The organism is Natribacillus halophilus, assembly GCF_900100185.1.
GTDB lineage: Bacteria > Bacillota > Bacilli > Bacillales > Marinococcaceae > Natribacillus > Natribacillus halophilus.
Window position 1 is genome coordinate 95,443 of the sequence record NZ_FNEN01000002.1, and the last position, 23,757, is coordinate 119,199.

The 23,757-nt window shown below is 41.4% G+C and carries 23 protein-coding genes, 2 tRNA genes and 1 pseudogene; 7 read left to right on the forward strand and 19 right to left on the reverse strand.

The annotated features are described in order from the left end of the window. Positions 1-25 precede the first annotated feature (25 nt). The 8 genes from BLS58_RS02670 to BLS58_RS02705 all read right to left on the reverse strand — a co-directional run bounded on the left by BLS58_RS02670 (position 26) and on the right by BLS58_RS02705 (position 7,443). Entirely contained in the window at positions 26-964 is a 939-nt protein-coding gene (locus tag BLS58_RS02670; RefSeq protein WP_090396025.1) for an MBL fold metallo-hydrolase, read from the reverse strand. A gap of 62 nt (positions 965-1,026) precedes the next feature. Then, positions 1,027-1,392, reverse strand: a complete 366-nt coding sequence (locus tag BLS58_RS02675; protein WP_090396026.1) for a DUF779 domain-containing protein — start codon at positions 1,390-1,392, stop codon at positions 1,027-1,029. Positions 1,393-1,408: 16 nt separating this feature from the next. After that, complete coding sequence (exaC, locus tag BLS58_RS02680; RefSeq protein ID WP_090396027.1) at positions 1,409-2,929, reverse strand: acetaldehyde dehydrogenase ExaC; 1,521 nt, start codon at positions 2,927-2,929, stop codon at positions 1,409-1,411. A 203-nt stretch (positions 2,930-3,132) separates the two neighbouring features. Beyond that, positions 3,133-3,873, reverse strand: a complete 741-nt coding sequence (locus tag BLS58_RS02685) for an MBL fold metallo-hydrolase (RefSeq protein ID WP_090396028.1) — start codon at positions 3,871-3,873, stop codon at positions 3,133-3,135. Positions 3,874-3,880: 7 nt separating this feature from the next. Next, positions 3,881-4,702, reverse strand: coding sequence for an esterase/lipase family protein (locus BLS58_RS02690; protein WP_143018855.1), 822 nt, complete (start codon positions 4,700-4,702; stop codon positions 3,881-3,883). A 156-nt stretch (positions 4,703-4,858) separates the two neighbouring features. Then, positions 4,859-6,700: an AMP-dependent synthetase/ligase gene (locus tag BLS58_RS02695; RefSeq protein ID WP_090396029.1), complete on the reverse strand. Its 1,842-nt coding sequence runs from the start codon at positions 6,698-6,700 to the stop codon at positions 4,859-4,861. A gap of 138 nt (positions 6,701-6,838) precedes the next feature. Beyond that, positions 6,839-7,048, reverse strand: a complete 210-nt coding sequence (locus BLS58_RS18305; protein ID WP_090396030.1) for an MBL fold metallo-hydrolase — start codon at positions 7,046-7,048, stop codon at positions 6,839-6,841. Further along, positions 7,045-7,443, reverse strand: coding sequence for an MBL fold metallo-hydrolase (locus BLS58_RS02705; RefSeq protein ID WP_090396031.1), 399 nt, complete (start codon positions 7,441-7,443; stop codon positions 7,045-7,047). Before BLS58_RS02705 ends, BLS58_RS18305 begins: the two co-directional genes overlap by 4 nt. Positions 7,444-7,572: 129 nt before the next feature. Here BLS58_RS02705 and BLS58_RS02710 point away from each other — a divergent pair. From BLS58_RS02710 to BLS58_RS17170, 3 genes and pseudogenes are all read left to right on the forward strand, one after another. Next, positions 7,573-7,647: transfer RNA gene (locus BLS58_RS02710), tRNA-Asn, on the forward strand. 1 nt (position 7,648) lies between these two features. After that, positions 7,649-7,724, forward strand: a tRNA-Thr gene (locus tag BLS58_RS02715). Positions 7,725-8,114: 390 nt separating this feature from the next. Next, positions 8,115-8,707 (forward strand): annotated as a pseudogene (locus BLS58_RS17170) (IS1634 family transposase); the annotation flags it as partial. A 59-nt stretch (positions 8,708-8,766) separates the two neighbouring features. Here BLS58_RS17170 and ald read toward each other — a convergent pair. From ald to BLS58_RS02780, 11 genes are all read right to left on the reverse strand, one after another. Further along, positions 8,767-9,894 carry an alanine dehydrogenase gene (ald, locus tag BLS58_RS02730; protein WP_090396034.1) on the reverse strand — a complete coding sequence of 376 codons (1,128 nt, stop codon included), beginning with the start codon at positions 9,892-9,894 and terminating at the stop codon, positions 8,767-8,769. A 168-nt stretch (positions 9,895-10,062) separates the two neighbouring features. Continuing rightward, positions 10,063-10,911 (reverse strand): isocitrate lyase/PEP mutase family protein, encoded by an 849-nt coding sequence (locus BLS58_RS02735; RefSeq protein WP_090396035.1) that lies wholly within the window; start codon positions 10,909-10,911, stop codon positions 10,063-10,065. 15 nt (positions 10,912-10,926) lie between these two features. After that, a complete protein-coding gene (locus tag BLS58_RS02740) occupies positions 10,927-12,168 on the reverse strand; it encodes an SLC13 family permease (RefSeq protein WP_090396036.1) in 1,242 nt (413 codons plus the stop codon). Positions 12,169-12,188: 20 nt separating this feature from the next. After that, the gene (locus BLS58_RS02745; RefSeq protein WP_090396037.1) at positions 12,189-13,388 is read right to left on the reverse strand and encodes a M20 metallopeptidase family protein; all 1,200 of its coding nucleotides are present in this window, start codon (positions 13,386-13,388) and stop codon (positions 12,189-12,191) included. Between the two features lie 65 nt (positions 13,389-13,453). Next, entirely contained in the window at positions 13,454-13,822 is a 369-nt protein-coding gene (locus tag BLS58_RS02750) for a Rieske (2Fe-2S) protein (protein WP_090396038.1), read from the reverse strand. 58 nt (positions 13,823-13,880) lie between these two features. Further along, positions 13,881-15,104, reverse strand: a complete 1,224-nt coding sequence (locus tag BLS58_RS02755) for an NAD(P)/FAD-dependent oxidoreductase (RefSeq protein ID WP_090396039.1) — start codon at positions 15,102-15,104, stop codon at positions 13,881-13,883. Continuing rightward, entirely contained in the window at positions 15,101-15,430 is a 330-nt protein-coding gene (locus BLS58_RS02760) for a Rieske (2Fe-2S) protein (protein WP_090396040.1), read from the reverse strand. The genes BLS58_RS02755 and BLS58_RS02760 overlap by 4 nt, the downstream gene beginning before the upstream one ends. Before the next feature lie 303 nt (positions 15,431-15,733). Next, complete coding sequence (locus BLS58_RS02765) at positions 15,734-16,831, reverse strand: amidohydrolase family protein (RefSeq protein ID WP_090396041.1); 1,098 nt, start codon at positions 16,829-16,831, stop codon at positions 15,734-15,736. Between the two features lie 294 nt (positions 16,832-17,125). Continuing rightward, a complete protein-coding gene (locus BLS58_RS02770; RefSeq protein WP_090396042.1) occupies positions 17,126-17,887 on the reverse strand; it encodes an IclR family transcriptional regulator in 762 nt (253 codons plus the stop codon). Positions 17,888-18,946: 1,059 nt separating this feature from the next. After that, positions 18,947-20,080: a tyrosine-type recombinase/integrase gene (locus tag BLS58_RS02775; protein ID WP_090396043.1), complete on the reverse strand. Its 1,134-nt coding sequence runs from the start codon at positions 20,078-20,080 to the stop codon at positions 18,947-18,949. A 68-nt stretch (positions 20,081-20,148) separates the two neighbouring features. Beyond that, complete coding sequence (locus tag BLS58_RS02780; protein WP_090396044.1) at positions 20,149-20,742, reverse strand: helix-turn-helix domain-containing protein; 594 nt, start codon at positions 20,740-20,742, stop codon at positions 20,149-20,151. 222 nt (positions 20,743-20,964) lie between these two features. Here BLS58_RS02780 and BLS58_RS02785 point away from each other — a divergent pair, with 222 nt between their 5' ends. The 4 genes from BLS58_RS02785 to BLS58_RS02800 all read left to right on the forward strand — a co-directional run bounded on the left by BLS58_RS02785 (position 20,965) and on the right by BLS58_RS02800 (position 23,408). Next, complete coding sequence (locus BLS58_RS02785; RefSeq protein WP_090396045.1) at positions 20,965-21,189, forward strand: helix-turn-helix domain-containing protein; 225 nt, start codon at positions 20,965-20,967, stop codon at positions 21,187-21,189. Between the two features lie 268 nt (positions 21,190-21,457). Then, positions 21,458-22,516 carry a replication initiation factor domain-containing protein gene (locus BLS58_RS02790; protein ID WP_176764572.1) on the forward strand — a complete coding sequence of 353 codons (1,059 nt, stop codon included), beginning with the start codon at positions 21,458-21,460 and terminating at the stop codon, positions 22,514-22,516. 200 nt (positions 22,517-22,716) lie between these two features. After that, positions 22,717-23,190 carry a hypothetical protein gene (locus tag BLS58_RS02795; RefSeq protein WP_090396047.1) on the forward strand — a complete coding sequence of 158 codons (474 nt, stop codon included), beginning with the start codon at positions 22,717-22,719 and terminating at the stop codon, positions 23,188-23,190. Between the two features lie 14 nt (positions 23,191-23,204). Beyond that, a complete protein-coding gene (locus BLS58_RS02800) occupies positions 23,205-23,408 on the forward strand; it encodes a hypothetical protein (protein WP_090396048.1) in 204 nt (67 codons plus the stop codon). Positions 23,409-23,757: the final 349 nt, after the last annotated feature.

The following is a 23,757-nucleotide window of genomic DNA, read 5'->3' on the forward strand; positions in this document are numbered from 1 at the left end:
ACACTGTGCGCCGGGGGCTTTCCCATTACAAAGAATAATACCAAACCCCTCCACCAGCCTCGCGCTTGCAATTCCCTTCATAACGGAGATATTCCAGGTGCGCGAGCGTCTCTCCGATGGCGAACCTCGTTTCATGAACCGTCAGCACCTTCGGAAAAAGCTTCTGGCAGATCTCATAAACCGTAGCCGGCTCGTCTAAATAGCCATGTAATGTCTCCAGACGTTCCGTATGATGATCGCGGATTTCTTTTATCCTGCCATTGGCGCCTTCGAACGGCTTGCCGTGGGAAGGGATGACGTAATGGGCATCCAGGTATTCGATTTTTTCCAGTGACTGAAGATAAGTTTTCAAAGGATTTTCATCGCCGTGAAACCAATAGGAAATGTTGGGCGTAATTTTCGGCAACAAATGATCCGTCGCGAGCAGGACGCTATTTTCCTGATTAAAAAAGACAATCAGACCGTCGGAATGTCCAGGGGTGAATATAATTTCATATTCCAATTTGCCGATCTGCACTTTTTCCCCTTCCTGGAAATAGTGGTCGATTCTGGGCAGCGGCTTCACCCGCGGAATAAAGGATTCCGTGTTCGCGCGCATGTCGTCAGCGACCTCATCGGGAATACCCGCATAATCGTAGTAGGCACGCATGTCTTGCAAAAATTCTTTCGTCCAGGCATGCGCGCCTGCTTTCGCATCCGTCTCCGTCATATGAACACGGGCGCCGGTGCGTTCCTGCATGGCGCCGGCGTAGCCATAATGGTCGGGATGATAATGGGTGACGAAAATGTGATCGACGTGTTTATTTTTTAAAATCGGATCCCACGCCGCGACCGTTTCTTCATTATGTAACCCCGCGTCAATGATCGTCCAACCGTTCTCCCCTTCAGCGTAAAACACATTCACATGATTTAAGCGAAAAGGTAAATTTAAGCGTAAGGTTTCAATTCCCAGATCTGGCTGCATTTATGTCCTTCCTTTCTTATCCGCGAAAACACCCGGGAGTCTGCTCCCGGGCGGCATAGATTTTACGTCGCTGACAGTTGCAGTTCCTCGCGTTCCTCTTCCGTAAAGACACGGCTTCGGAGCAGAAAGCGCACGCCTTCCGGTCCTTCGACGGAAAACATTCCGCCGCGGCCTTTCACGACATCGATAATAAGCTGGGTGTGTTTCCAATACTCATACTGATCTTTCGCGATATAGAAAGGCGCGCCGCCGATATCGCCGAGGTAAATATCGCTTTTGCCGACCCTGAATTCATCTTTCGGAAAACACATCGGGGAACTGCCGTCACAGCATCCGCCTGATTGGTGAAAAAGGAGCGGTCCGTGCTTCTTTTCGAGCTTCTGGATGAGGTTGATCGTCTCATCGGTAGCGCGGACTCTATCCACCATGGAGATTCCTCCTTCTTTAAAATAATCCTTGCGGCTCTTCGCTATAGCTGACGAGCAAGTTCTTCGTCTGTTGATAATGATCGAGCATCATGAGATGGTTTTCGCGCCCGATCCCGGATTTTTTATAGCCGCCGAAGGCTGCGTGCGCCGGATACTCGTGGAAGCAATTTGTCCAGACGCGTCCGGCTTGAATCGCGCGGCCGAACCGATAGGCTGTATTAATGTTGCGGGACCAGACGCCCGCACCGAGGCCGTACAACGTGTCGTTGGCGATTTCCAGAGCTTCATCGTTGTCCTTGAACGTTGTCACGGAGACGACGGGACCGAAAATTTCTTCCTGGAAGACGCGCATTTTGTTGTTCCCTTTGAAAATCGTCGGCTCGACGTAATAGCCTTCGGCTTGTTCGCCTTCATATTTTTTACGGTTGCCGCCGGTGACGACTTCTGCGCCTTCTTGCTCGGCGATATCAAAATAGGAGATGATTTTTTCCAATTGTTCTTCGGACGCTTGCGCCCCGATCATCGTATTCGTGTCGAGAGGATCGCCGCCTTTGATTTCTTTTACTTTTTTCAAGGCACGGTCCATAAATTCATCATAGATGGACTCATCGATAAGAGCGCGCGACGGGCATGTACAGACCTCACCGTTATTAAGGGCAAACATGACGAATCCTTCGATCGCTTTATCGAGAAAGCCATCATCCTTGTCCATGACATCGGCGAAGAAAATATTAGGGGATTTTCCGCCGAGTTCAAGCGTCACCGGAATGATGTTCTCGGATGCGTATTGCATAATCATCCGCCCGGTCGTCGTCTCGCCGGTAAAGGCCACTTTATCGACCTTATCGCTCTGGGCGAGCGGCTTACCGGCTTCCAGACCGAAGCCTTGCACGACGTTGAGCACACCAGGCGGAAGCAGGTCATGCACGAGCTCGAGCCAGATATTGATGGAGGCGGGGGTTTGTTCCGCCGGTTTCAAAACGGTGCAGTTTCCGGCTGCGAGCGCCGGCGCCACTTTCCAGGACATCATGAGGAGAGGAAAATTCCAGGGGATAATCTGTCCCGTTACGCCGAGCGGTTCGTGGAAATGATACGCTACCGTATCCTCATCGATTTGCGAAACGCCACCTTCCTGGGCGCGAATCACACTGGCAAAATAGCGAAAATGATCGATAGCGTTGGGAATATCCGCCGCCAATGCTTCACGCACCGGCTTGCCATTATCCCACGTTTCCGCCACGGCCAGCGTTTCCAGATTCTCTTCCATACGATCCGCAATTTTATTCAAAATACGAGAGCGATCGGCTACGGAAGTCGCGGCCCACGCAGCTTTCGCCTCATGGCCGGCATCCAGCGCCCGGCTGACATCCGCTTCCTTGGAGCGGGCAATCTTCGTGAAAACTTGTCCATCGACCGGACTGACATTGTCAAAATATTCGCCATCCGCAGGCGCGACCCACTCCCCGCCGATGAAATTGTCATAGTGCGAATCGAAGTCCACAATAGCGTTAGCTGTTCCCGGTTTTGCGTAATGCATTTTTTGATGTCCCCCTTGTATTGTAATGAGCGGATTGTATACGCTTACATTACTTGCAAGCTTTAATAGGGAATACCCTTTTTCCATTTATTTTAAACAAGTTGCTCGCGCTCGGAATCTGGCGCTTTCGTGCGGGAATCTGGCGCTTTTGAACGATAATCTGGCGCTTTTTACTCAGAATCTGGCGCTTTTCCAGATTTATTTCATTTAATAAAATAAGACTTCGTAGGATCCGCGAGTTCCGTCTCACCGGAAAATACTTCTTTCGCTTCACTCACCAGATCGTTAATGTTTCCATAATGAGGAAAATGTGTTAATAACAGGCGATCAACCCCCGTTTCATAAGCCAATTGCCCCGCTTGTCGGCCGCTTAAGTGGCCGGGGATCTGCTCAATCATGCTATGATAGGTGCTCGCTTCGCTGACGAGCATTCGACTCCCTTTTATAAAAGGGAGCAGGTTTGACGTCCAGGCCGTATCCGCTGTAAAGGCTATGGATTCGTTATTTTCACTCGTAAATTTTAACGCCAGACAATAGACAGGATGTTCGGTCTCACGAAAGCTCACGTTCCACGGACCGATCGTTTGATTTTGCTGCGGCGAAACAGCGGTTGTTTTCATATACTTGTTCTTTTGTAATTGTGAAAAATGCTCCTCACCCCGGGGATGGGCATATACTTGTAACGGTCGATCGCGCTTGTTCAATAACGTTTCTATCATCAAGCCGTGCTGTAACACACCGATATCCGCGATGTGGTCGGGATGATAATGGGTGATCACGAGCGCGTCGAGTTCATGGAGAGCGATATGGGTTTGCAGCGCGGACAACACGCCGCTTCCGCAATCGATCAGACAGCGAAATCCTTGCTCTTCCAGTAAAAAGGCCGACGTCGCGCCATTCGCGTTTGGATACGCGCCCCAAACACCTAATGGGGTTATTTTCATGGTATAATCATCCTTTTTGACTGATTATACCATTTGTCGTCCGGAGCCGATAGTTAAAGACTTTCAGAGATGCTTCCTTTGCGACCGATGAACGCACGGCCAACCCGTGATGGTCGTAATTCGGAAAATCAGCCAAATGCTCAGCACCTTTGATGACCGCGGAATCATGCGGTACAAGGCCGTCACTCGCTGTTCGTTTGGTTAAACGCAAGATGAGCCAGCCAAGATAAACTTCGCCTGTCAATCCCCAATTTTTCCGAATTTTCCCTTCGGCATAGCCGCGAACCGTGTATATTTTCCCGCCATTATAAAGCGGGGCTTCGGCCACCGGATAACGCTCATTAAAGGTTCTCATCCTCTTAGGCGTATTGTCGGCAAAGGCTTTTCCCGATCTAATAATATACCCGAACCACCCGAAGTAATCGGCCAACGGGCTGCCATGATGCGGCGTGCCTAAAGTGACGAGGTCCGCGACGGTACCGGGTTGATGGTAGATATATTGACGCGCGACGATACCTCCCATGCTGTGACCGATAATGTTAAATGTCTCTCCGAGACCATAGCTTTTTTGGAAAATATGAATCTTTCTCTCGACTTCTCGTACTTGCTCATCCAGTGACTTCGTCCCCGCCGTGATGTTATTGTGACCGATCGTATAAATGACGTTGCCATTAAAGACTTTTTCATTCACATCATTGGGCGCGTTTGTATAAATGATATACACATGTTCAGACCCCCAAATGTCTGCCATCGCCTCCAAAAAAGCTTCACTCCAACGATGGCGATTAAACAAACCGTGAATGAGCACGACATCCTGTACGTCTGTCATTGTCTCAACTCTTTCTATTATAATAACCGGATGTCCATTATAAAGAAAACTTGGCTTATCGCCAAGCCTTTAAGGCGATAAGCCTTAGTTGCACTTATGCAGGATAAGAAAGTGGTTTATACTTTCTTATCCTGCTAAAAAATTTAGCTGTCTTCGTCACGTGCCAGCGGCTACTTCCCTTTCGGAGACGGATGTTTCATCATAAGTCTCCTCGATCACGCTTTTATATTTTTCGAGAATATGGTTCATTTTCAGGGACAGTTTTGGTGTTAATTCCCCGCTGTCTACCGTCCACTCGTCTTTGACGACGACCACTTTCTTCGGTTGCTCATAATCGGCGTGGGATTGGGTAAGGCGTGCCACTTCATCCGTTAATAATTGTTGCACCTCGTCACGTTTGCATAATTCGGCCCTTGATCCGACGTCCATGCCCTGCTGTTTCGCCCATGGCAGCAGGTTTTCCATATCGGGCGTCACGAGGGCGATCACATATTGTCGCCCGTCTCCGACGACGGCGGCAAACTCAATATAACTGCTTTCATTGATGACACTTTCCACCGGCGCCGGAGCCACATTTTTTCCGGTGGAGAGCACGAGCATACGCTTTTTGCGATCGATGATCTTCAAATACCCTTCTTCATCAAGGGAACCGATATCGCCGGTATGGAGCCAGCCGTCAACGATGTCTTTGTCGGTCGCTTCCTGATTTTTATAATACCCTTGCATCACATTCGGACCCTTGACGAGCACTTCCCCATCGGAGGCTATGCGCACTTTGACATTCGGAAGCGGTTTGCCGGTCGTCCCCACCTTGGCGCGCGTTATCGGATTCGTCGTTACCACCGGAGAGGTTTCCGTGAGGCCATACCCTTCCAGAATCGGAATGTCCAGCGACCAGAAAAACCTGGCAATGTCCGGGTTCAATGTCCCGCCACCGACGACCATGCTGCGCATGCGGCCGCCGAGTCGCTGCTTGATTTTTTGGTAAACGAGGCGGTCAGCCAGCAGCAAATGGCGCTGCAATTTTTTCGGCATTTGCTTATTGAGCAGCATTTCCTGCACAGGGGTGTTTAAATAGTAATCATACCTTTGCCCTCCCACATCAAGCGCCCAATTGAACATTTTCCTTTTCACGGGAGAACCGCCTTCTACTTGTTCCACCACTCTTGCGTACACTTTTTCGAAAAGTCGCGGGACGCTCGTCATGATCGTCGGCTGCACTTCCTGCATGTTATCCTGAATCGTATCGATACTTTCGGCATAAGCGATCGTCGTCCCTACAGACAGAGGCATATAATGACCGGCCAGCCTTTCGAAGACATGTGACAGCGGAAGGTAGGAGAGTTGAACATCTTCCGGTTTCAGTTCGATCAACCAAAATTGAATCGCTTTCATATTACTCAAGAAATTTTCGTGACTAAGCATCACCCCTTTGGGCTCTCCGGTCGTTCCGGACGTATGAATGATCGTCATCAGCTGGTCTTCCGCAATCGCTTTCCAGCGTTCTTCCCAGTCATTTAAAGGATGGATTGCTCCATCTTTTTCCAGTGAAGCCAACGAAGAAACATGGCCGGTAGCGGTAAAATCCGGACCCGGTTCCATTACGATTGCATGCTGAAGTTCAGCATCCCCATCTCGGACTTTTTGTAACTGTTCGTCATTTTCGACAATAGCAATCGTACAATCTCCGTTCTTGAGCACATAAGACACCTGATTGTAAGGAATGGTCGGATAAACCGGTACACTAACGGCACCCAAACTGCCAATCGCAAAATCTGAAATCGCCCACATCTGATTGCTGTTCGACAAAATCGCCACTTTGTCCCCCGGGTTGACCCCCAGCCTCGCGAGGCCGGCGGCCAGGTTACGGATTCTATCCCACAACGCCTGATAGGTCATGCTCACATAGCTGCCGTCCTGTTTCCACATCAAGGCATCTTTTTCCGAATAGCGCTCGACCGTTTGACTTAACATTTCCAGCAAATTTTTCGGATCCATCTTCGCCCCCCTCATCATTTTAAAGTCGGTTTCTTATTATTATATCATTATGCCGATAAAAGTTCCTCTTTTCCGACTCTTTGCAAAATCATGATTGGAAATCATGTTCGCACGTAAAAAGGTCCCGAAGACAGTTGTTCAAGTTTCACTTTTTCCGGGAAAAGTTTCTTCTTGATCGTTCGGGCGAGCAGACATCGATTCTTCCTGTAAAAAAACTTTTGGATAAGGTGTTATATACAGGTCCCCGCTGAACAACCAGCCTTGATACGGCTCAAACAAACAGACATGATCTGCGGTATGACCAGGGGCCTCGATCAGGTAAAAACGATGATAGGAGGTTTCGATCACGTGGGGATACGGCTTAGCACCAAAAGGAAGGCGACGGCCGGCAAAAAGTTCCTGATACCATGGACTGTGTGATTTTTCATCAGCGATGGGAATCGTTTTTCATGCACGAGAATATCCGCCGTTATATGTCGACCGATCCATGAAGCCATGCCGGAATGGTCTTCGTGATAATGCGTAATCGCGACCCGGTCAATATCCCAGGCACGAAAAAAAGGAATAAGGCTTCTCCGACGTCTACTCGGCCCCGTGTCAACGAGCACCCCGTCGATGTAGTATAGGTAGAAAGACATTAAGGGCAGGTACGGAAAAGCAGGCAATCTCGGTCCCTTTGTCTTGATTTTACCACTCATAATCGCCGTTGTGGCATTCAGGATGTACTGACATTTTGATAACATTGCCCCGCCATCGTGTATATCACCCAGCCTCACCCGAAACAATACTACTGTATCGAAACGGATTGTACCACTTGCTACCTAATAAGCAATGTGATAATATACAATACGTGGTGCCCAATACTTACCTATTCCGCAGTAGCTCAGGGGTAGAGCAATCGACTGTTAATCGATCTGTCGCTGGTTCGAATCCGGCCTGCGGAGCCATGCTTCCTTAGCTCAGCAGGCAGAGCGCATCCATGGTAAGGATGAGGTCGCCGGTTCGAGTCCGGCAGGAAGCTCCAGCTTAAACGCTATTCTCACAAGGGATTGGGCGTTTTTTTTTAGAGTGATTATAAATAACGCTGATCTGTTGACCAGTTGTTGACCATTCCAAAAATACGGAATATAGGTTCCTATACTTCGCACAACTTAGAATACCTATAGTGGCGGATTTACGAAACGTTTCCATTCCCTATAAATATAAATAATTTAACAGTCGTTTTAAAACCCACATTTCGCGCCCGTTTGAGTATGTTTCTTAATTTTTGGCAGGAATTTGCCTTACCTTTATCAAAGGTTCAGGGAAGACAACCCATGAGGTGATTCCTTTGAGCCTAACACCAGAAGATCTTCCCGACATTCAACCCGTTCGTATCGGATCAACGCCAGTGATCCGCCAGCTGATGGAAAAAAACGGGAAAACCTACCGGTTTCTGGTGATCCAATCCGACCATATGGATGCCCGAAAAGAAAAAACCATCCAAAGCAACTTGGAAAAGGAACAGCGACGTTGGCACAAGGAACAAGCCGAGCTGGAAAGTCAGGACTTCTCCTGCGAAGCCGACGCGGAAGAGGCGCTGGGCGCATTTTTCAAGAAACACCCGAACAGCTCGAGGTGCTTCGAAAGCAAGCCTCTATCTTTATTCTCGTGACCAGTGTCGCCAAAGATGATCAAGCAGACGTGGAGCTGTTAAAGGCCTATAAAGGGCAACAGACGGTGGAAAATCGCTTTCGTTTCCTCAAAAATCCCTTTTTTGTCGGCAGGGTCTATCTGGCAAAACCTAAACGCGTGGAAGCTTTTGCATGTGTGATGATGATCAGTGTCATGGTGTACAGCCTCTTTGAATACCTGATTCGCAAAAACATGGAAGGGGCCTCCGAACCCCTGAACCAACTTGGCGGAGGAGGACGCAGAAGCTTTCGCCCCACGGGTGAATCTGTTTTGGAACTTTTGGACACCGTCGACATCCTTCATATGGAGATTGACGGCCATCTTCGGCGGTTCCAAAAATGATTGAACTTTAGGTAATAGTTCGCTAGTAGACATGGTCATTCCTCCCGTAATTATGCTTTTTCCACTAAAAATACTTCGTCTGGGGCTACATACGTATACCCTAGCTCCTCGGCTACGGCTTTATGGGTGACATAGCCGGCGGCTACGTTTAACCCTTTTTGTAGAGCGTTGTTTTGTTCAATGGCTGATTGAATCCCTAGGTTAGCGACCTGAGTGACATAAGGGAGTGTCACATTCGTTAAAGCTATCGTTGCTGTTCGCGGGACAGCTCCAGGGATATTGGCGACAGCGTAGTGAACGACATTGTGCTTAACAAAAACAGGATCTTCATGCGTGGTGATCCGATCACCCGTCTCAAAAATACCTCCTTGGTCAATGGCTACATCCAATACGACAGAACCCGGGGTCATCGTTTTGATCATTTCCTCAGTAACCAGCTTAGGGGCTTTTGCGCCAGGGATAAGCACTGCTCCAATGACAAGAGCTGAGTCCTTGACCGCTTCTGCAATGTTTACAGGGTTGGATATCAACGTTTGAACCTCATTGCCGAATAGATCATCCAACTTCCGAAGGCGAGCGGGGTTTACATCAATAATTGTCACGCTTGCCCCAAGACCAATGGCAATTTTAGCTGCATTGACACCGGAAATTCCACCGCCAATGATCGTGACTTTACTGCGGGGGACCCCAGGCACGCCACTTAAGAGAACACCTTTTCCTCCGTATGTGTTTTCTAAGAATTGTGCCCCAAGTTGTGCCGCCATGCGACCGGCCACCTCACTCATCGGCGTGAGTAAAGGGAGCTTGCCGTCTACCTCCACCGTTTCAAAAGCTAAAGCATTGACGCCTTTTTCCACCAAGGCTTTTGTCACTTCAAATTCTGCAGCCAAGTGTAGGTAAGTGAATAAAATGAGGTCTTGACGAAAATATTGAAATTCCGATACTTGCGGTTCTTTTACTTTCACGACCATCTCTGTTTGGGTCCAAACATCTTTCTGATCTTTAAAAATATCTGCACCGGCTTCTTTATACTCCTCATCTGTAAATCCGCTTCCGACACCAGCGTTGTTTTCTACAAACACTTGGTGACCTTCGTTCACTAAGGCATGAACCCCCGCTGGGGTTAATCCGACTCTGTTTTCTCCTGCTTTTATTTCTTTTGGCACTCCTATAATCATGTGCTAAACCTCCTGGCGCTGAATCCCCCAACCTGAGTGGTTAGGAAATTTCAAGTTAAATGATTAAGCGGTTTCCCACTCTTTGTGCATCGCGGCTAAAGTCAATTCATGGTCTTTGTTATACCATTTACCCATAGATTGCTCCATTTATAGGGTTCGCATTAAATATTACTCGTATTTTTTGGATTCGTTTTCAACAGAAGATTGCAAACCAAATAAATTATAAATATCTGCTGGATTCATCATTTCATCTCTTAATTTTAGAGTTGTTTCGTCTTTCATAAGAGTATCAAGCAACCTTTTTGTAGCATTTGCAGTAATTGCCATTGTTGAGACTGGATACAACCCTATATTAAAACCGAGTTTCTTTACTTCGGTAATTTCTAAGGTAGCTGGAAACCCTTTTTCATTCATATTAAGCAGTAAAGGATATTTAACATTGTCAGCAACATACAAAACTTCTTCATATGTTGATAATCCATCAACGTAAACAACATCTGCTCCATTTTCACCAGCTAAATTCACTCTGTCTACTGCTTCTTTAACATCGCCATTATAATTAGCCACAGTTCTAAAAATTATAGTGAAAGACTCATCAACATTCTCTCTCATAGCTTTAATTTTAGGGATAACTAAATCCATTGCTATTGCTTCTTTTGAAGTCGTTGGTTTAGTTTGAGGCAGTACTTGATCATCAATTTGTAATCCGTCTGCACCAGCTTTAAAGACTGATTGTGCGGTGTTAGCCGCATGTATTGCATTTCCAAACCCATTATCCACGTCTGTAATAATTGGTACTTTCACAACTCTTTTAATTTTATTTATAGCATCCATAAAATCATCTAATGTAAGGAAGCCCATATCTGGTTTAGCGAGGTTAGTAATAGATAATGCGCCTCCTGAAATAAATATAGCTTTAGCACCAGCTTCTTCAGCTAATTTAGAAGATAATGCATCGTATACTCCAGGCAATATAGTGAATTTTTTATCTTTTAGCACGTCTTTAAAATGCTTCATATTTTATAATCCTTTCTATAGATAAATTATTGAAGTTAATGTCGAAATTACTATTCCTGATAAGATTGATAACGGAACACCTACTCGTAGATAATCTGTTGCTTTATAACCCCCAGCCTCCCAAATAAGAAGAGTCGGACCTGTTCCGAAAGGAGTAGCTAATGATGTAGAACCAGCAATTGCAATGGCTATGACAACACCGGCAGGATCTATCCCAGCGGACTCTCCAATTAGAATGCCCATCGGTGCCATAATCGCAACTGTAGAAGTACTCATTAAAAATTGTGTTAGTGTCAACATAATAAACGTAATTGCAGTTATTATTAGCACAGGCGAGAGGCTAGTTAAATAAGGAGAAAGAGAGTTAACAATGAACTCTGCTGCACCTGTTTCAACGAGGGCAGTACTTAATGGAAAAATTCCTGCTACTAAAAATAAAGTTGTTACACTGAAAGAGTTTACCGCTTCATCTACGTTAATACATCTTGTCAAAACAACTAATATAGCACCAGTAGCTGCTGCCACGTGCATAGGGATAACCCCAGTTCCCATTGCAATGATAATAGAGATAAATATTATAGCTACTAAAATCATTTTACATGGTTTTTTTGTAATTTTTTCCTCCTTGAATTCATTTTCTAATTCGATATCTGGCAAATGGTTTCGACCGATAGTGAGTATGTATAATAACGCTACAATAAACACCGGTAACGCAATAGGTGTGAACTCAAAGAAACCAAAATTACGATATCCAAAATCAGCTAAAACACCACTAGATACAATATTTGGCGTTGTTCCAATCAAAGTTAATGATCCACCAATAGTAGCAAAATATGCTAGTGTCATGAGTAGTTTGGATTTAGAAACATTAGCTTTTTCTGAGACAGCACTTACGATAGACATTAATGATGCAGTTGTACCTGTATCATTTAAAAATCCTGACATCCCACCGGATACAATACTGGTTCCAAAAAGAGTTCCACGTTCAGTTTTACCTGTTAGTCCAATGATTTTTTCTCCGATAAAATCAGCTAAACCAGTTTTAAAAAGAGCTCTCCCTACAACAAGTAAACTCATAAAAAAGATGACGGTGCTGTTAGCAAAATCAGCAAATGCTCTATCAGCATCTATTACCCCAAATAATGCTAAAGAAGTTGGTATCATTGCCCCTATTACAATTGGACTGATTGGCCGCCAAATTAATAATATTATTGCAGTAACGAAGATAACTAAAGCTATGATTGCCTCAGTAGTCATAATAATTCCCCCTTTGTTTCTTAATTCCTTTCTAATAAATCAATCAAAGCATTAGTCATTACTTTTATTCCCGTAGGGATAGCGCTTTCATCAAAATGAATATCATTGCTGTGAAGTGCCCTCTTTGACCTCTCATCCTCATTATTTGTACCTAAACGAATTAAAGCTCCTGGTATTTCTTGTAAATATAATGAAAAGTCCTCACTTCCCATAGAAGCTTGTTTTAACCAATGAATATTTTCTATTCCTATTGCTTTTTCTGCAGATTTTTCGACTATATCAATTACATTAGGATCATTGACAACAGGGTATGTAGCTTGGGAAAAATTCACTTCCCCTTTTGCATCAAAACTTTTTGTTCCAAATTCGAATAAGTCAGTCAAACGTTCTTGAACAAATTTATCTAAATTTGAATCTAATGTTCTAATTGTTCCCTCGCCATATACTGTTTCTGGAATTACATTAAACGCCTTTCCTGCTTCAAGTTTTCCAATAGTAACCACTGCAGATTCCTGAGCTCCTATTCTTCTGGAAATTATACTTTGCATGTTTGAAACGAGATTAGAGGCTATTACTACAGGATCATTACCTTTTTGTGGGTGCGCTGCATGTGCTCCTTTACCCATAATCTTAAAATTAAAACTAGTGCTAGAAGCCATCATTTCATTTTTTTTCAACCCTATTGTTCCGGCTGGTAGATCTGGCCATGTATGAAACATTACGATTTTTTCCACTTTAGGTTCATTTAAAATACCTGATTCTATAACCTTTTTAGCACCGTAAAAAGTTTCTTCTCCAGATTGAAAAATCACACGTACATTACCGTTTAGTTGATCCTTAAATTCATTCAACGCCAGTGCTGTTCCTAATAAAGTAGTTGTATGGATATCGTGGCCACAAGCATGCATTTTTCCTGCTTCGTTAGATTTAAAATCGAGCCCAGTTTTTTCTTCAATCGGTAGTGCATCTATGTCAGCTCTATATGCAATTGTTTTCCCTTTATTTTTGCCTTCGATTAAAGCAGTAACACCGATTCCTCTTTCTTCTATAAATTCTGGCTTTAGTCCTTTTTCTTTTAGAAGTGAGAAAATTTTTTCAGATGTATTATATTCTTCACTACTTAATTCTGGATTCTGATGCATTGTTCTTCGAAATTCAATCAGTTTTTCATGAGTCCTTTCCATAAAATCATTTACAGCTTCTTGAAATTTAACTACCACTTATATTCCCCCTAAAAGTTATCACGTTTAGATGCTATACTTGTTAGAGTTGTAATGTTACACCTTTATTTTTTCTTTTTTCTTTTACCCTTAACTTCTACATAAATTTCATCATCATTGATCTCTATTGAGTATTTTTTCAGTTTCCTATCATTTCCAAAACCTTTTCCCGTCTCCAAATCAAATTCCCAGCCATGCCATGGGCAAGCAATTACTTGTTCTTCCATTCCATATATATATTCTTGAGGATTACTTGGCAACATCGTGCCTCTTACAGTTCCCTTGCATATCGGCCCATGTTTATGAGGGCAGGTATTACGAATAGCATAATAATTCCCACTTTTATATATTATACCTATAGATATACCATCTATTTCTATAATCTTAGGTTGACTTTCGGCTACTTCACCAACCGTACCAACATAATGTTTCATATCAATTCCTCCAATTCATGTAATTAGAGCCAAGTATATTCAATCATAGACATCCAAACTATTTAAAAGCTTTCTTTATATTTCTTTTTTCATCAGCTAAATTACTGATGTTTTCAATTTTAGTGTTTCTCATCATAAATTTCCGGGTAGGTAATACATTCCGAGGATTGTTGACGAATAATGCACTCACAATCTTGTTATCATTAAGATAAAACATCGTAAATTCTTGTTTTTCTAGGCTACCTCTCAATACTGTCTTTTCCCAATCCTTGGAAAAACCTAGATATTGGATTTTTAAATCATGCTGATCTGACCAAAAATATGGAATGGTATTATAGATTTCTGATTTTCCGTTCATCATATTTTTAGCAGCAGTTATGCCCTGGTTCATTGCATGATTCCAATGTTCAACCCGTATTCTCTCCCCATTATATGGCCAGAGAGCGCAGTCACCGGATGCAAATACACCTGGAATATTTGATTCACAATATTCATCAACTTCAATTCCATCTTCCACCTTAATTTTCGTTCCATCAAATAAACTTAAATCCAACTCAACTCCAACTCCAACGACAACAGCCTGGCATTCTATTTGTTTTCCCGTATTTGTAACCACCTGTTCTATTTTTTTCGTTCCTTTAAATTCAGTGACTAATTCATTCGTAAGTAACCTCACACCATTTGAATGATGGATATCGCTAATAAAGTTACCTACATAATCCCCTAAGATTTTACTCAGTGGAACTGTTTCCGCCTCTATAAGAGTGACCTTTTTCCCTAATTGACGGCAGGTTGCTGCTACCTCTGACCCTATAAATCCGGCACCAATAATTACTACATCATCTACATATTTTAAATCTTTCTTCATTTGTTGAGCATCTTTTTTTGTTTTAAGATAATAAATATTATCGAGTTCCCTCCCAGGGATCTTTAATCTTCTTAATTTTGATCCCATAGCGATCAAAACTTTATCCCAAGGGATTACCTCATTATCATCAAGCTTTATATACTGATCATCAAAATCTATATCAATTACTTTTTTACCTAACTTTAATTCAATATTATTTTTCTCAAAAAATTCATGAGCTCGTAGTGAAATATCTTCTTCTTTAATCTTTCCCGATAAATAATCCTTCGATAATGGAGGCCTATCATATGGAAATTCATGATCTTTATCAATTAATATAACCCTGCCCTCAAAGCCCTCAAATCTTAATGTAGCAGCAGCATTCACTCCTGAAACACCAGCACCAATAATAATATACTGTTCATTTATATTCACGTTCTCACCTCTTTCGGACTATTAGAAATCCATATTAAATTATCCTCCACCCTAACCTCGAAAGTTTGTAGAGATTTTGTTGCTGGAGGGTCTTTAACAGACCCATCCCGAACATCAAAACAGGCAAAATGCAGTGGACAAGTAACAAAATAATCTTCCAAATCACCATCCGCCAGTTCAGCATATTCATGTGTACATATAGCCTCAACTGCATAGAAATCGCCACTAACACAGGAAAGCAATATATCATAACCATTAACTTTGTAATTATCCATATCACCATCCTCAAAACTTTCAACTTTATCAATACATGTGTAACCTTCCATATTTATATCGCCTTTCTTTGTTTTATAATTAAGAAATTAGTCATCCCAGTCTCATACCTGCTATAAACTTCCTATTTACTACATCAGCTATTACCACATAAACAATCATAAAAATACTTGGAGCCATTAAGAGCCTATAGTTGCAGACGCTGCAGTTATGCCGCACTAAATGCCTTCCCTTATCTAGCTTCTGACCCCACTTATCTTTTTCGTCCTGCTTAAAAAATCAAGTTGGCGGCTACTGCCTGTTAGAGGATAAACCCTCCGTCTAATTTATAAAGCAGTTTCATTTTCTTTAGATTGTTAGTCATTTCTTAGCCTTTCATTAAATATACGCAAAGCGTTATCTCGGAGTATACATTTTCTAACATCATCGTCTTTAAACAATCTATGAAAAGTCTCGTCAGGCATATCATTATCCCAGTGTGGATAATCGCTGCTAAATAGTAAGTTGTTTTTTCCATCAATCATCTCTATCATTTGATCAAAATGGTCTTGTTGCATTTCGTCAATTGGTTGTGTTGTAAAAAATATATTTTCCTTAATATATTCACTAGGTCTTTTTTTAACCCACGGCGTCTCTATTCTCAAATTTCTCCAAGATTGATCCATTCTTGTCATTAATGGACCTAAACCACTAAAGCCATATTCAGCAAAAATCACTTTCAAGTCAGGAAATTTCTCGAAAACACCTTCAAAAATTAAATTAACTATGTTTGAATATGCTATTTGAGGGTACGTGATATACCTCTCAACATAATATTTTGTTAGACCTCCTGCTAAAGAAGCCGATCCTAAATAGGTACCTTCTGCACCAGTAATATGAGTCACAATGGGGAGGTTTTCTTCTATAGCTGCTTTATAAATTGGATAATAATATCTATCACCTAGCATTATATTTATTAAAGGTAAATTTATCCCTACAACACCACTGACTTTTGACAATCTCTTAATTTCTTTAACGGCTAATTGAGGGTCCTGTGGGTTAACATTTATTGTTAAATGATACCGTTTATCAGCGCTTAACCAATTTTCAATAAAGTAGTCATTATACGCTGATGCTACGGCGTTAACCATGTCAGCATCTGTCCATACTACGGATAATTGTGAGGGTTGCATAGCAATTAAAACAGCACTTTCTACATTAAATTCATCTAAATAATCTTTCGTCAATATAGGATCAGATCCTGCGGTTGATCCATCAAGAGTAATGTCTTTCCTTGTAACAGAACCACGGGGGTTAACGTGCCGATTCGAATGGGGAACAAGACCTGACATTTTAAATTTTTGCTTCCATGATTGTGTCATATATTTATAAAGTGGTTCTAGACCATTATTAACCACAGGATGAACATCACAGTCTATTGATTTAATTTGATTCGAACTTCTCAATTTATCCATAAAAATATACACCTCTTTTTTATACAATCAATTTTTTAAATAACATCCTTACCTCTCATCAACTTATCCGCATTGGCAAGAGAAGAAAAACGCTCTCTTTTATCCAACTTTTCTTTTTAATCCTTGGATCCATAAAGTCAAATTACAACCAGTGCCTAATGGTTCCAGTATCAACTTTCATCAGTTCTTCTTAAAATGTGTTAGGAATTTTAAATTTAGACCTAGGATATATTTTCATTATAAACACTCCCTCGTAAAATATTTTATATGAAAAGGAAATTTTCATATTTATTTTTATGTCTCTTTGTAACCAATAAGTTTGGATATCTCTTTACTTGTCTTTTTGATATCAACAATTATTTCTTCCTCATTTGAAAAATCATCTGTGATTGGAATTGTGTGACAAATTGAACCGATTACGTTTCCTAATGCATCGAAGACGGGGGCTGCAAAACCTTTTGAACCCTTTATTCGCCCCTCCTCACCATAAACAAAATAATTTTCCCTTATTATTTCTAATTCCTGAATTAATGCTTGAATTTGTTCATCAGTAAAATTTTCATTTTTTACAATTGATTCAAATTCATATTGGCTCAAAAAAGCTAAGATCGCCTTGCCGCTACCTCCATACGGAATTGGTTGGAGATCACCTATATTTATATGGTACTGTAGTGGATCCGGTCCATTCACTTTATCGATAAATGAAAGTTTTCTTTCATATTTGTGATATAGAATCAAGTATAGTGATTGTTTATGTTTTTCTACGTATTCTTCCATAAGAGGCTTTGATATTTTTTTTATATCTATTTTAGATGATACGGAAGCACTCATTCTAATCATCTCAATACCAATTTCATATTTATTTATTTGTGGGTTAAATTCAAGAATTTTTTCTTCTTCTAAATTGCTACAAAGTCTATGTAGAGTACTTACTGGCATATCGAGATATCTTGCTAAATCACGCACACCCCATTGGGATTTCACATCAATAAATGTTTGAATTATTTTGAACGATTTACTAATAACATTATTCCTTTTTGCTTCCATTATACTCATCACACTCACTTAACATTTGTTCCATATATCGGTACAGTGTTCTATTTTTAAGTTGAATTGAAGATTACACTAATTATTTTTTTATGTCAAGTTTTTGCGTTGCAATAATTTTTCGCTTATATCAGATATAACATGGGAAGAGGTGCTTTTTTGTCCTTTTAGGAATATAACGAACTGATTCAATTTCTGAATAATATCCATGTTGACCGATTCGTGGAATTTATTAAATTCGTAATTGAAGTACGGAAACGATTTGCAGATTGAAGGGCCACACTGGAAAATATTTATTTCATAGTGGATATCTTTGTCCAATGCCCCCAAAAGGTATATTTCAGAGGAATATTTTAAACATGTGGAACTGCTAAACTAAAGTAGACTATTTCCGCTAAATAAAAATGAACACTTTCTGGCAGAGGGGTAGCAGCCCTCCATTCTTTCTCAATCCACTTCCTACGGACTTTTCTTTGGGCAGTAGTCTTTGAGTTTGTTTCGGACTTCAACGGTTAAGTCTTCTTCCGGAAGGTAAACCTACCTGCGGCGTAGACTCGGGGCTGTTCCTCCCCTCCCATTACAGGAGCTTCATTGGTCATGCCCCTATCCTCGCAAAGATCAATGCCTTTCGGCGTAAGCCTTATAGCAACCCAATGGTCCTTGTTTTCCAAGCCCCTTACAACCCCTAGCTTTCCATACTGAACGTAGGTGTTCCCTGTAAGCCTGTGAGCTGGATACCGCCGTTGTCCGGTATAGCGTGTTTCAGAGAGCGCAGTTTTACTCTACACCACTCACGCCATCGTTGGATGGCCTATGAGTTTCCTCATAGTCAAACTCTAGACCTGTATATTCGGTTGTTCGTCAGTCTCCTTCCACGGAAACCATTCTCACCATATCCAGTTTTTCAACCGTGTGGCATATCAGCCGGCATATCTTTTCTTTCCGAGTTTCCAGCATTCCCATCCTCGGTTGTAAAGTTAGGATTGTTGCGCAGTAATCCTCGTATTAGCAGCGCTTATAACAGAACTTATCGAGCGTGGCGTTAGATATTTATTCCAAAATTGACAATTATATATAATCTTCATTAAACAATTGGGCAAGTTCTTTATCAGCTTCTTCAAGGTAATGACCATATAGGTTCATCGTGGTTGTAATATTTGTGTGCCCCAATCGTTTAGAAATTGTATGCATGTTTGCTCCCCTGTTGATTAAGGTTGTTGCAGATGTGTGCCTCAAATCATGAAACCTTACTTTCTTGAAGCCGGTTCGTTGAAAAAATCTCCTTAACCACCTATCAGGCGCATTCGGGTATAAAGGCTTTCCTAAATCGCTGGAAAAAACAAAGAAATATGTCCCGCCTTCCCACAGTTCTTGAGCATTTGCTCGATCTTCCTCTTTCTGTGTTCGATGTTTCTGTAAATCGTGCATCAATTTTTCTGGCGGTGCAACTTTCCGAATGGATTTTTTCGTTTTTGGTTCTTTTAATATATAGCCCTGCTCTTTTGTGTGGCTTAGAGAATGACGGACATGAATAATATTTTTCTCAAAATCAACATCTTTCCACTGTAAAGCTAATATTTCTCCTTTTCGCATGCCTGTCATTAATGCAACTTTGACAATCAATGCTTGTTGTTGATTTTCTTCTTTATTCAGCAAACGATATAATTCTTGTAATTCCTCGGTTGTGTACACGTCGCCTTCTTTGTAGGTGACGGAAGGACGGGATACCTTCTCTACCGGGTTCTTTTTTGTGGTTTCATTTCTGACCGCAAGTTTGAAAATGCTGTTGAGAATGTTGTAATGTCTAATTAAAGTAGAGGATGATAGATTCCTCTCCTCCAGTTTTTCTAAATAAGCGTTGATCTGAACATGGTCAATGTCTTGGATTTTCATATGTGAAAAAACAGGTAGTAACCATTTATGAATGGTGTAATCATAGGTTTCCAATGTTTTAGGCGCGACCTGTTTAGCCATATCTTTCCGCCATATTTTGATGTAATCACCAAACTTAGTTTTTGATGGGGCGACATATTCTCCAGCCTCAATTTCAGTAATAAATTCAGCAAGTTTGATTTCAGCTTCTGAATCGTTTTTTGCTTTAACAGTACGTGTTTTCCTAATTCGTTTACCATCTGTATCATACCCGATGTGGTAGGTGAGCAGATACGAATGGTCGCCTCTTTTCTGATAACTACCCGCCATTTTATTTTCCTCCTTTTTGCATCATTAATCTCTAACGCACAATAGCCGAATCATGTCCATTTAAAGGACTAAAGTTTATTTTGAAGGCTTTTATGAAGAGGTACATCTAAGGATTTTTCCGAAACCCATTGAATGAGAAATTTCTCTAACTGGTCTAAAAGGTAACGTTGAACAGCCAAAGGATAGGCTTCTTCAAAGGGTAAACCATGATCTGCCCCAATGGTTAATTTTTCTAATATTTTTTCTTTACCTTTTGTTGTTAAAGTGACCGTTGGAAATACGGTCATTTGAAATTGATCTGGTTTTCCTTTGTAAGAGGTATCTACTTGTATATCTAATTCTGTATCTATGACTTCGACGTCTATGCGTTCCTCATCTTCTTCCTCTTCCATTTCCTGTGGCTCATGAAACTCTGACCAGTCTTTCTTTCTTCCCCTAACATCAAAAGACACTTCAAAATCATAATACGTGAAAATATCCCCAGGTTGGCATCGTAATAACTGACACAACTGTTTTAAGGTTTCATAATGAACCCCCTCTCCGTAATTGTTAACAAGATAGGAAATCGTCGTTCGTGAAAGCGTCGTTTCTTCTTTGATTTTTTGGATATTCAAATCCCTCTCTGCCATTAATACTTTCAAGTTACTGTAAATGAAGCCCATGATATCCCTCTTTTTTTATTGTTGTTTTCTATAATATCACACCGCAGATAAAATGACCAGTTTAGAAGTCAATATGATATTATACTTTGATTCAAATAAATGATACTCAAATTTTATTGACACAAAAGAAATGATTGTGTAAGATGGAGACAGATAAGATATTTAGGCAGTAGTCTGATTAATATGATCTTAATAATGATCATTTAGAAAGGAGGGGCTAACGTGAGTGTAGACAGGCAAACGTTAACAGCTAAAGAGGTTTCGGAATATATAGGTGTCTCTATAGATATGATTTATAAAATGGTTCGAGAAAACTCTATCCCATATATTCCTGTAGGGAATCGAAAACTTTTTCGCCGTGAGTCCATTGATCAGTGGTTAATGGAAAAAGAAGCAACGGTAACGGATACAAAAGAAACGTCAGAAATCAACTTGTCCATTTTTTAACCATTTGGATTTGTCAGGTAAGAACGATAGTCAAAAATGGGCAGTAGCTAACAGCATAAGTATATGATTAAAAGGCTCGTCAGCAGTGAAAGGAGCGTCAGCGGCGGCAGCCGCCAGCGGCAGCGTAGCGAGTTTCACTGCTGACGAGGGGTTGGAGTGAGTGCAACGAACGGAAACCCTAGACCGGCCCTTTCTAATGAGGCCGGTCGAGCAGACCATGATTATATATACACAGGATAGAACATTGTAAAAAATGGGAGGTTGGATGATGAGTGAAGATCAAGAAAAAAGTTTAGATTGTTTGATGGACTGGGTAACCGTTACATTCAAGACAAATGATATAGATAAAATTTTGCGAGATATTCTTTGCGTGAGCGACGCTTTGGAGATGATGAGCGAAGAAATAGAGGAGGGGAACGGAATTTTGGGATATGAACACAAAATGACATTCTTTGGTATACAAATCGATTATACGGTAACAAAAACCGAGAAATTAAATCAAGGCAGTATGCTAACAATGTCAGGCCAAGCATGTCGTACATTTGCTTCTATATTGTATGCGCAAAAAAGGACATGGTTTAGTTTTTTCCAAGATTGTATAAAGAGCGGGGGTAATTTTACACGATTAGACTTAGCCATTGATGATAGAAATAGCGAACCATATTTCTATATTTCCGAAATAGAAGAAAAAGCACATCTACAAGAGCATGATACCCCTTTAAAGCAATGGCAGACGATTGGAATGTTAAACACGTATGATGATCATGAAGAACATGGAAAGACAGTCGTGTACGGTGGACGTACATCTGATGTCCGCATAAAATTCTATGAAAAAAATCATGAACAGGCGAGTCAATGGGGGAAGCCTGCTCATGAATACGGCATATGGAACCGAACAGAAATAAGATTGAGACATGAAAAAGCAAAAAAAGCGGTGACTGAACTGATAAGACACCAAGACAATACAGCTTTCACAAAATCTCTATTACATTATTATATACGCTTTATTGATAGAAAGGAAGAGCTGGCCGCGAAGGATTGCCCTACAAGTCCATTTTGGACGGCTTTTTTAGGTGATGTTAGCACCATTGACTTATCCACGGAACGGGAATCAGAGTCTTTTGAACGGAAATTGAGGTGGTTCGTCAACCAGTGTGCACAAGCATTTAGGTTGATTTATGAAATAGATGAGAAAGAAGGAACATCAAGATTGAACTATATACTAGAGAATACTGAATTAGATCGAAAGCACCGAAAGATTAAGAGGGATTATTTAAGAAATCTCCATAATGACCATATAGCTAAGGAAATGGAATCATTAGATTAGCAATCATAGAAACAACGATATGCAAAGAAGTAACGTACACTCGGGTTTCTTAATAAATGGAGTATGGTAAGATGATGGTACAATTACTATAAACGCTGGGTTAAAATCATAATCAAAAAATGAAGATTGGCGTAAAGCTTTGTAATATATGAAATATAAAATGGTTTTTATATCCCCTACATGATGAAAGGAAGCACCATATGGTTTTAGTTCACGACAAGTTACAATCAGAAAGCTATGAAGGTTATTTCCTATCCCTCGGTTTATCAGACTTAAATAAAGTCCAAAATAAAGATAATTTTCCTACCTTCGATTGGCGATCTGAAATCCTTAATTCTGAACGTTATTGTTATAAACTCGTTGTAGAAGGAAATAATGATATACAAGCTCTTGTTTCCTACTCCATGGATGAGGGATTCTTAACTATTCATTACTTGGAGAAAAACAACATGAATACGCATCCTATTGCATTAAGCATTACAGGTCCCGTTCTGTCCTTTGTTTCTCATGAAAGTGAGTATTTAGGTAACGAAGGATTTGTTGTCATCTTAATCAAGAAGTCTCCCCGTATTATCCGACATTATGAACGATATGGAGCGTTATATATTGGAAAAAACCGTATGATTATTGATGATGTTGCTGCGAAGGAACTCATTGCGTTATACTATGGTTAAGGAGAGTGATCGGGATGAGAAGAGTAAAACATCCAACATTAGACTCAAAGAAAGAACGTCGATCCATGGCTCCTGTTGATCCTGATGAACAGTATATTGACGAACACCACAAAGGCGCTTACGCATTTGGTTATGAAAAAGACACAGAAAAAGAGCGTGAACTCACACGAGACCTCGTTCGAAAGTATAAAGAAAAACGTTCGAAGTCCTCGGATTAACCGAGGGCTTTTTTTGTAGCCGTGATGTCATAATGTAATTAAGAACCTTTAGCGATTCAATGGGTTACACCCATGACTGCACTTAATGGCCTATTACATGGCGAAGACACTAACTGTTCGAGGCTCTCCCACATCGCCTTACTGGAAGCCACCCGAAGGGCTTGCCTTTGACAGCTGTGCCCGCATCCGCGATTCGCCGGAAGGGGATGGGGCCACACCGCCGAATCGTGTGAAGCGGTGGGTTCGTGATAAACTTCGCATGCGGCTGATGACTCTTTGAGCTTTTTTCTCCCAGCCGCCATCAGATGCACACCACGAACCCAAACAGCTGTCAAAGGTGGCGGATATG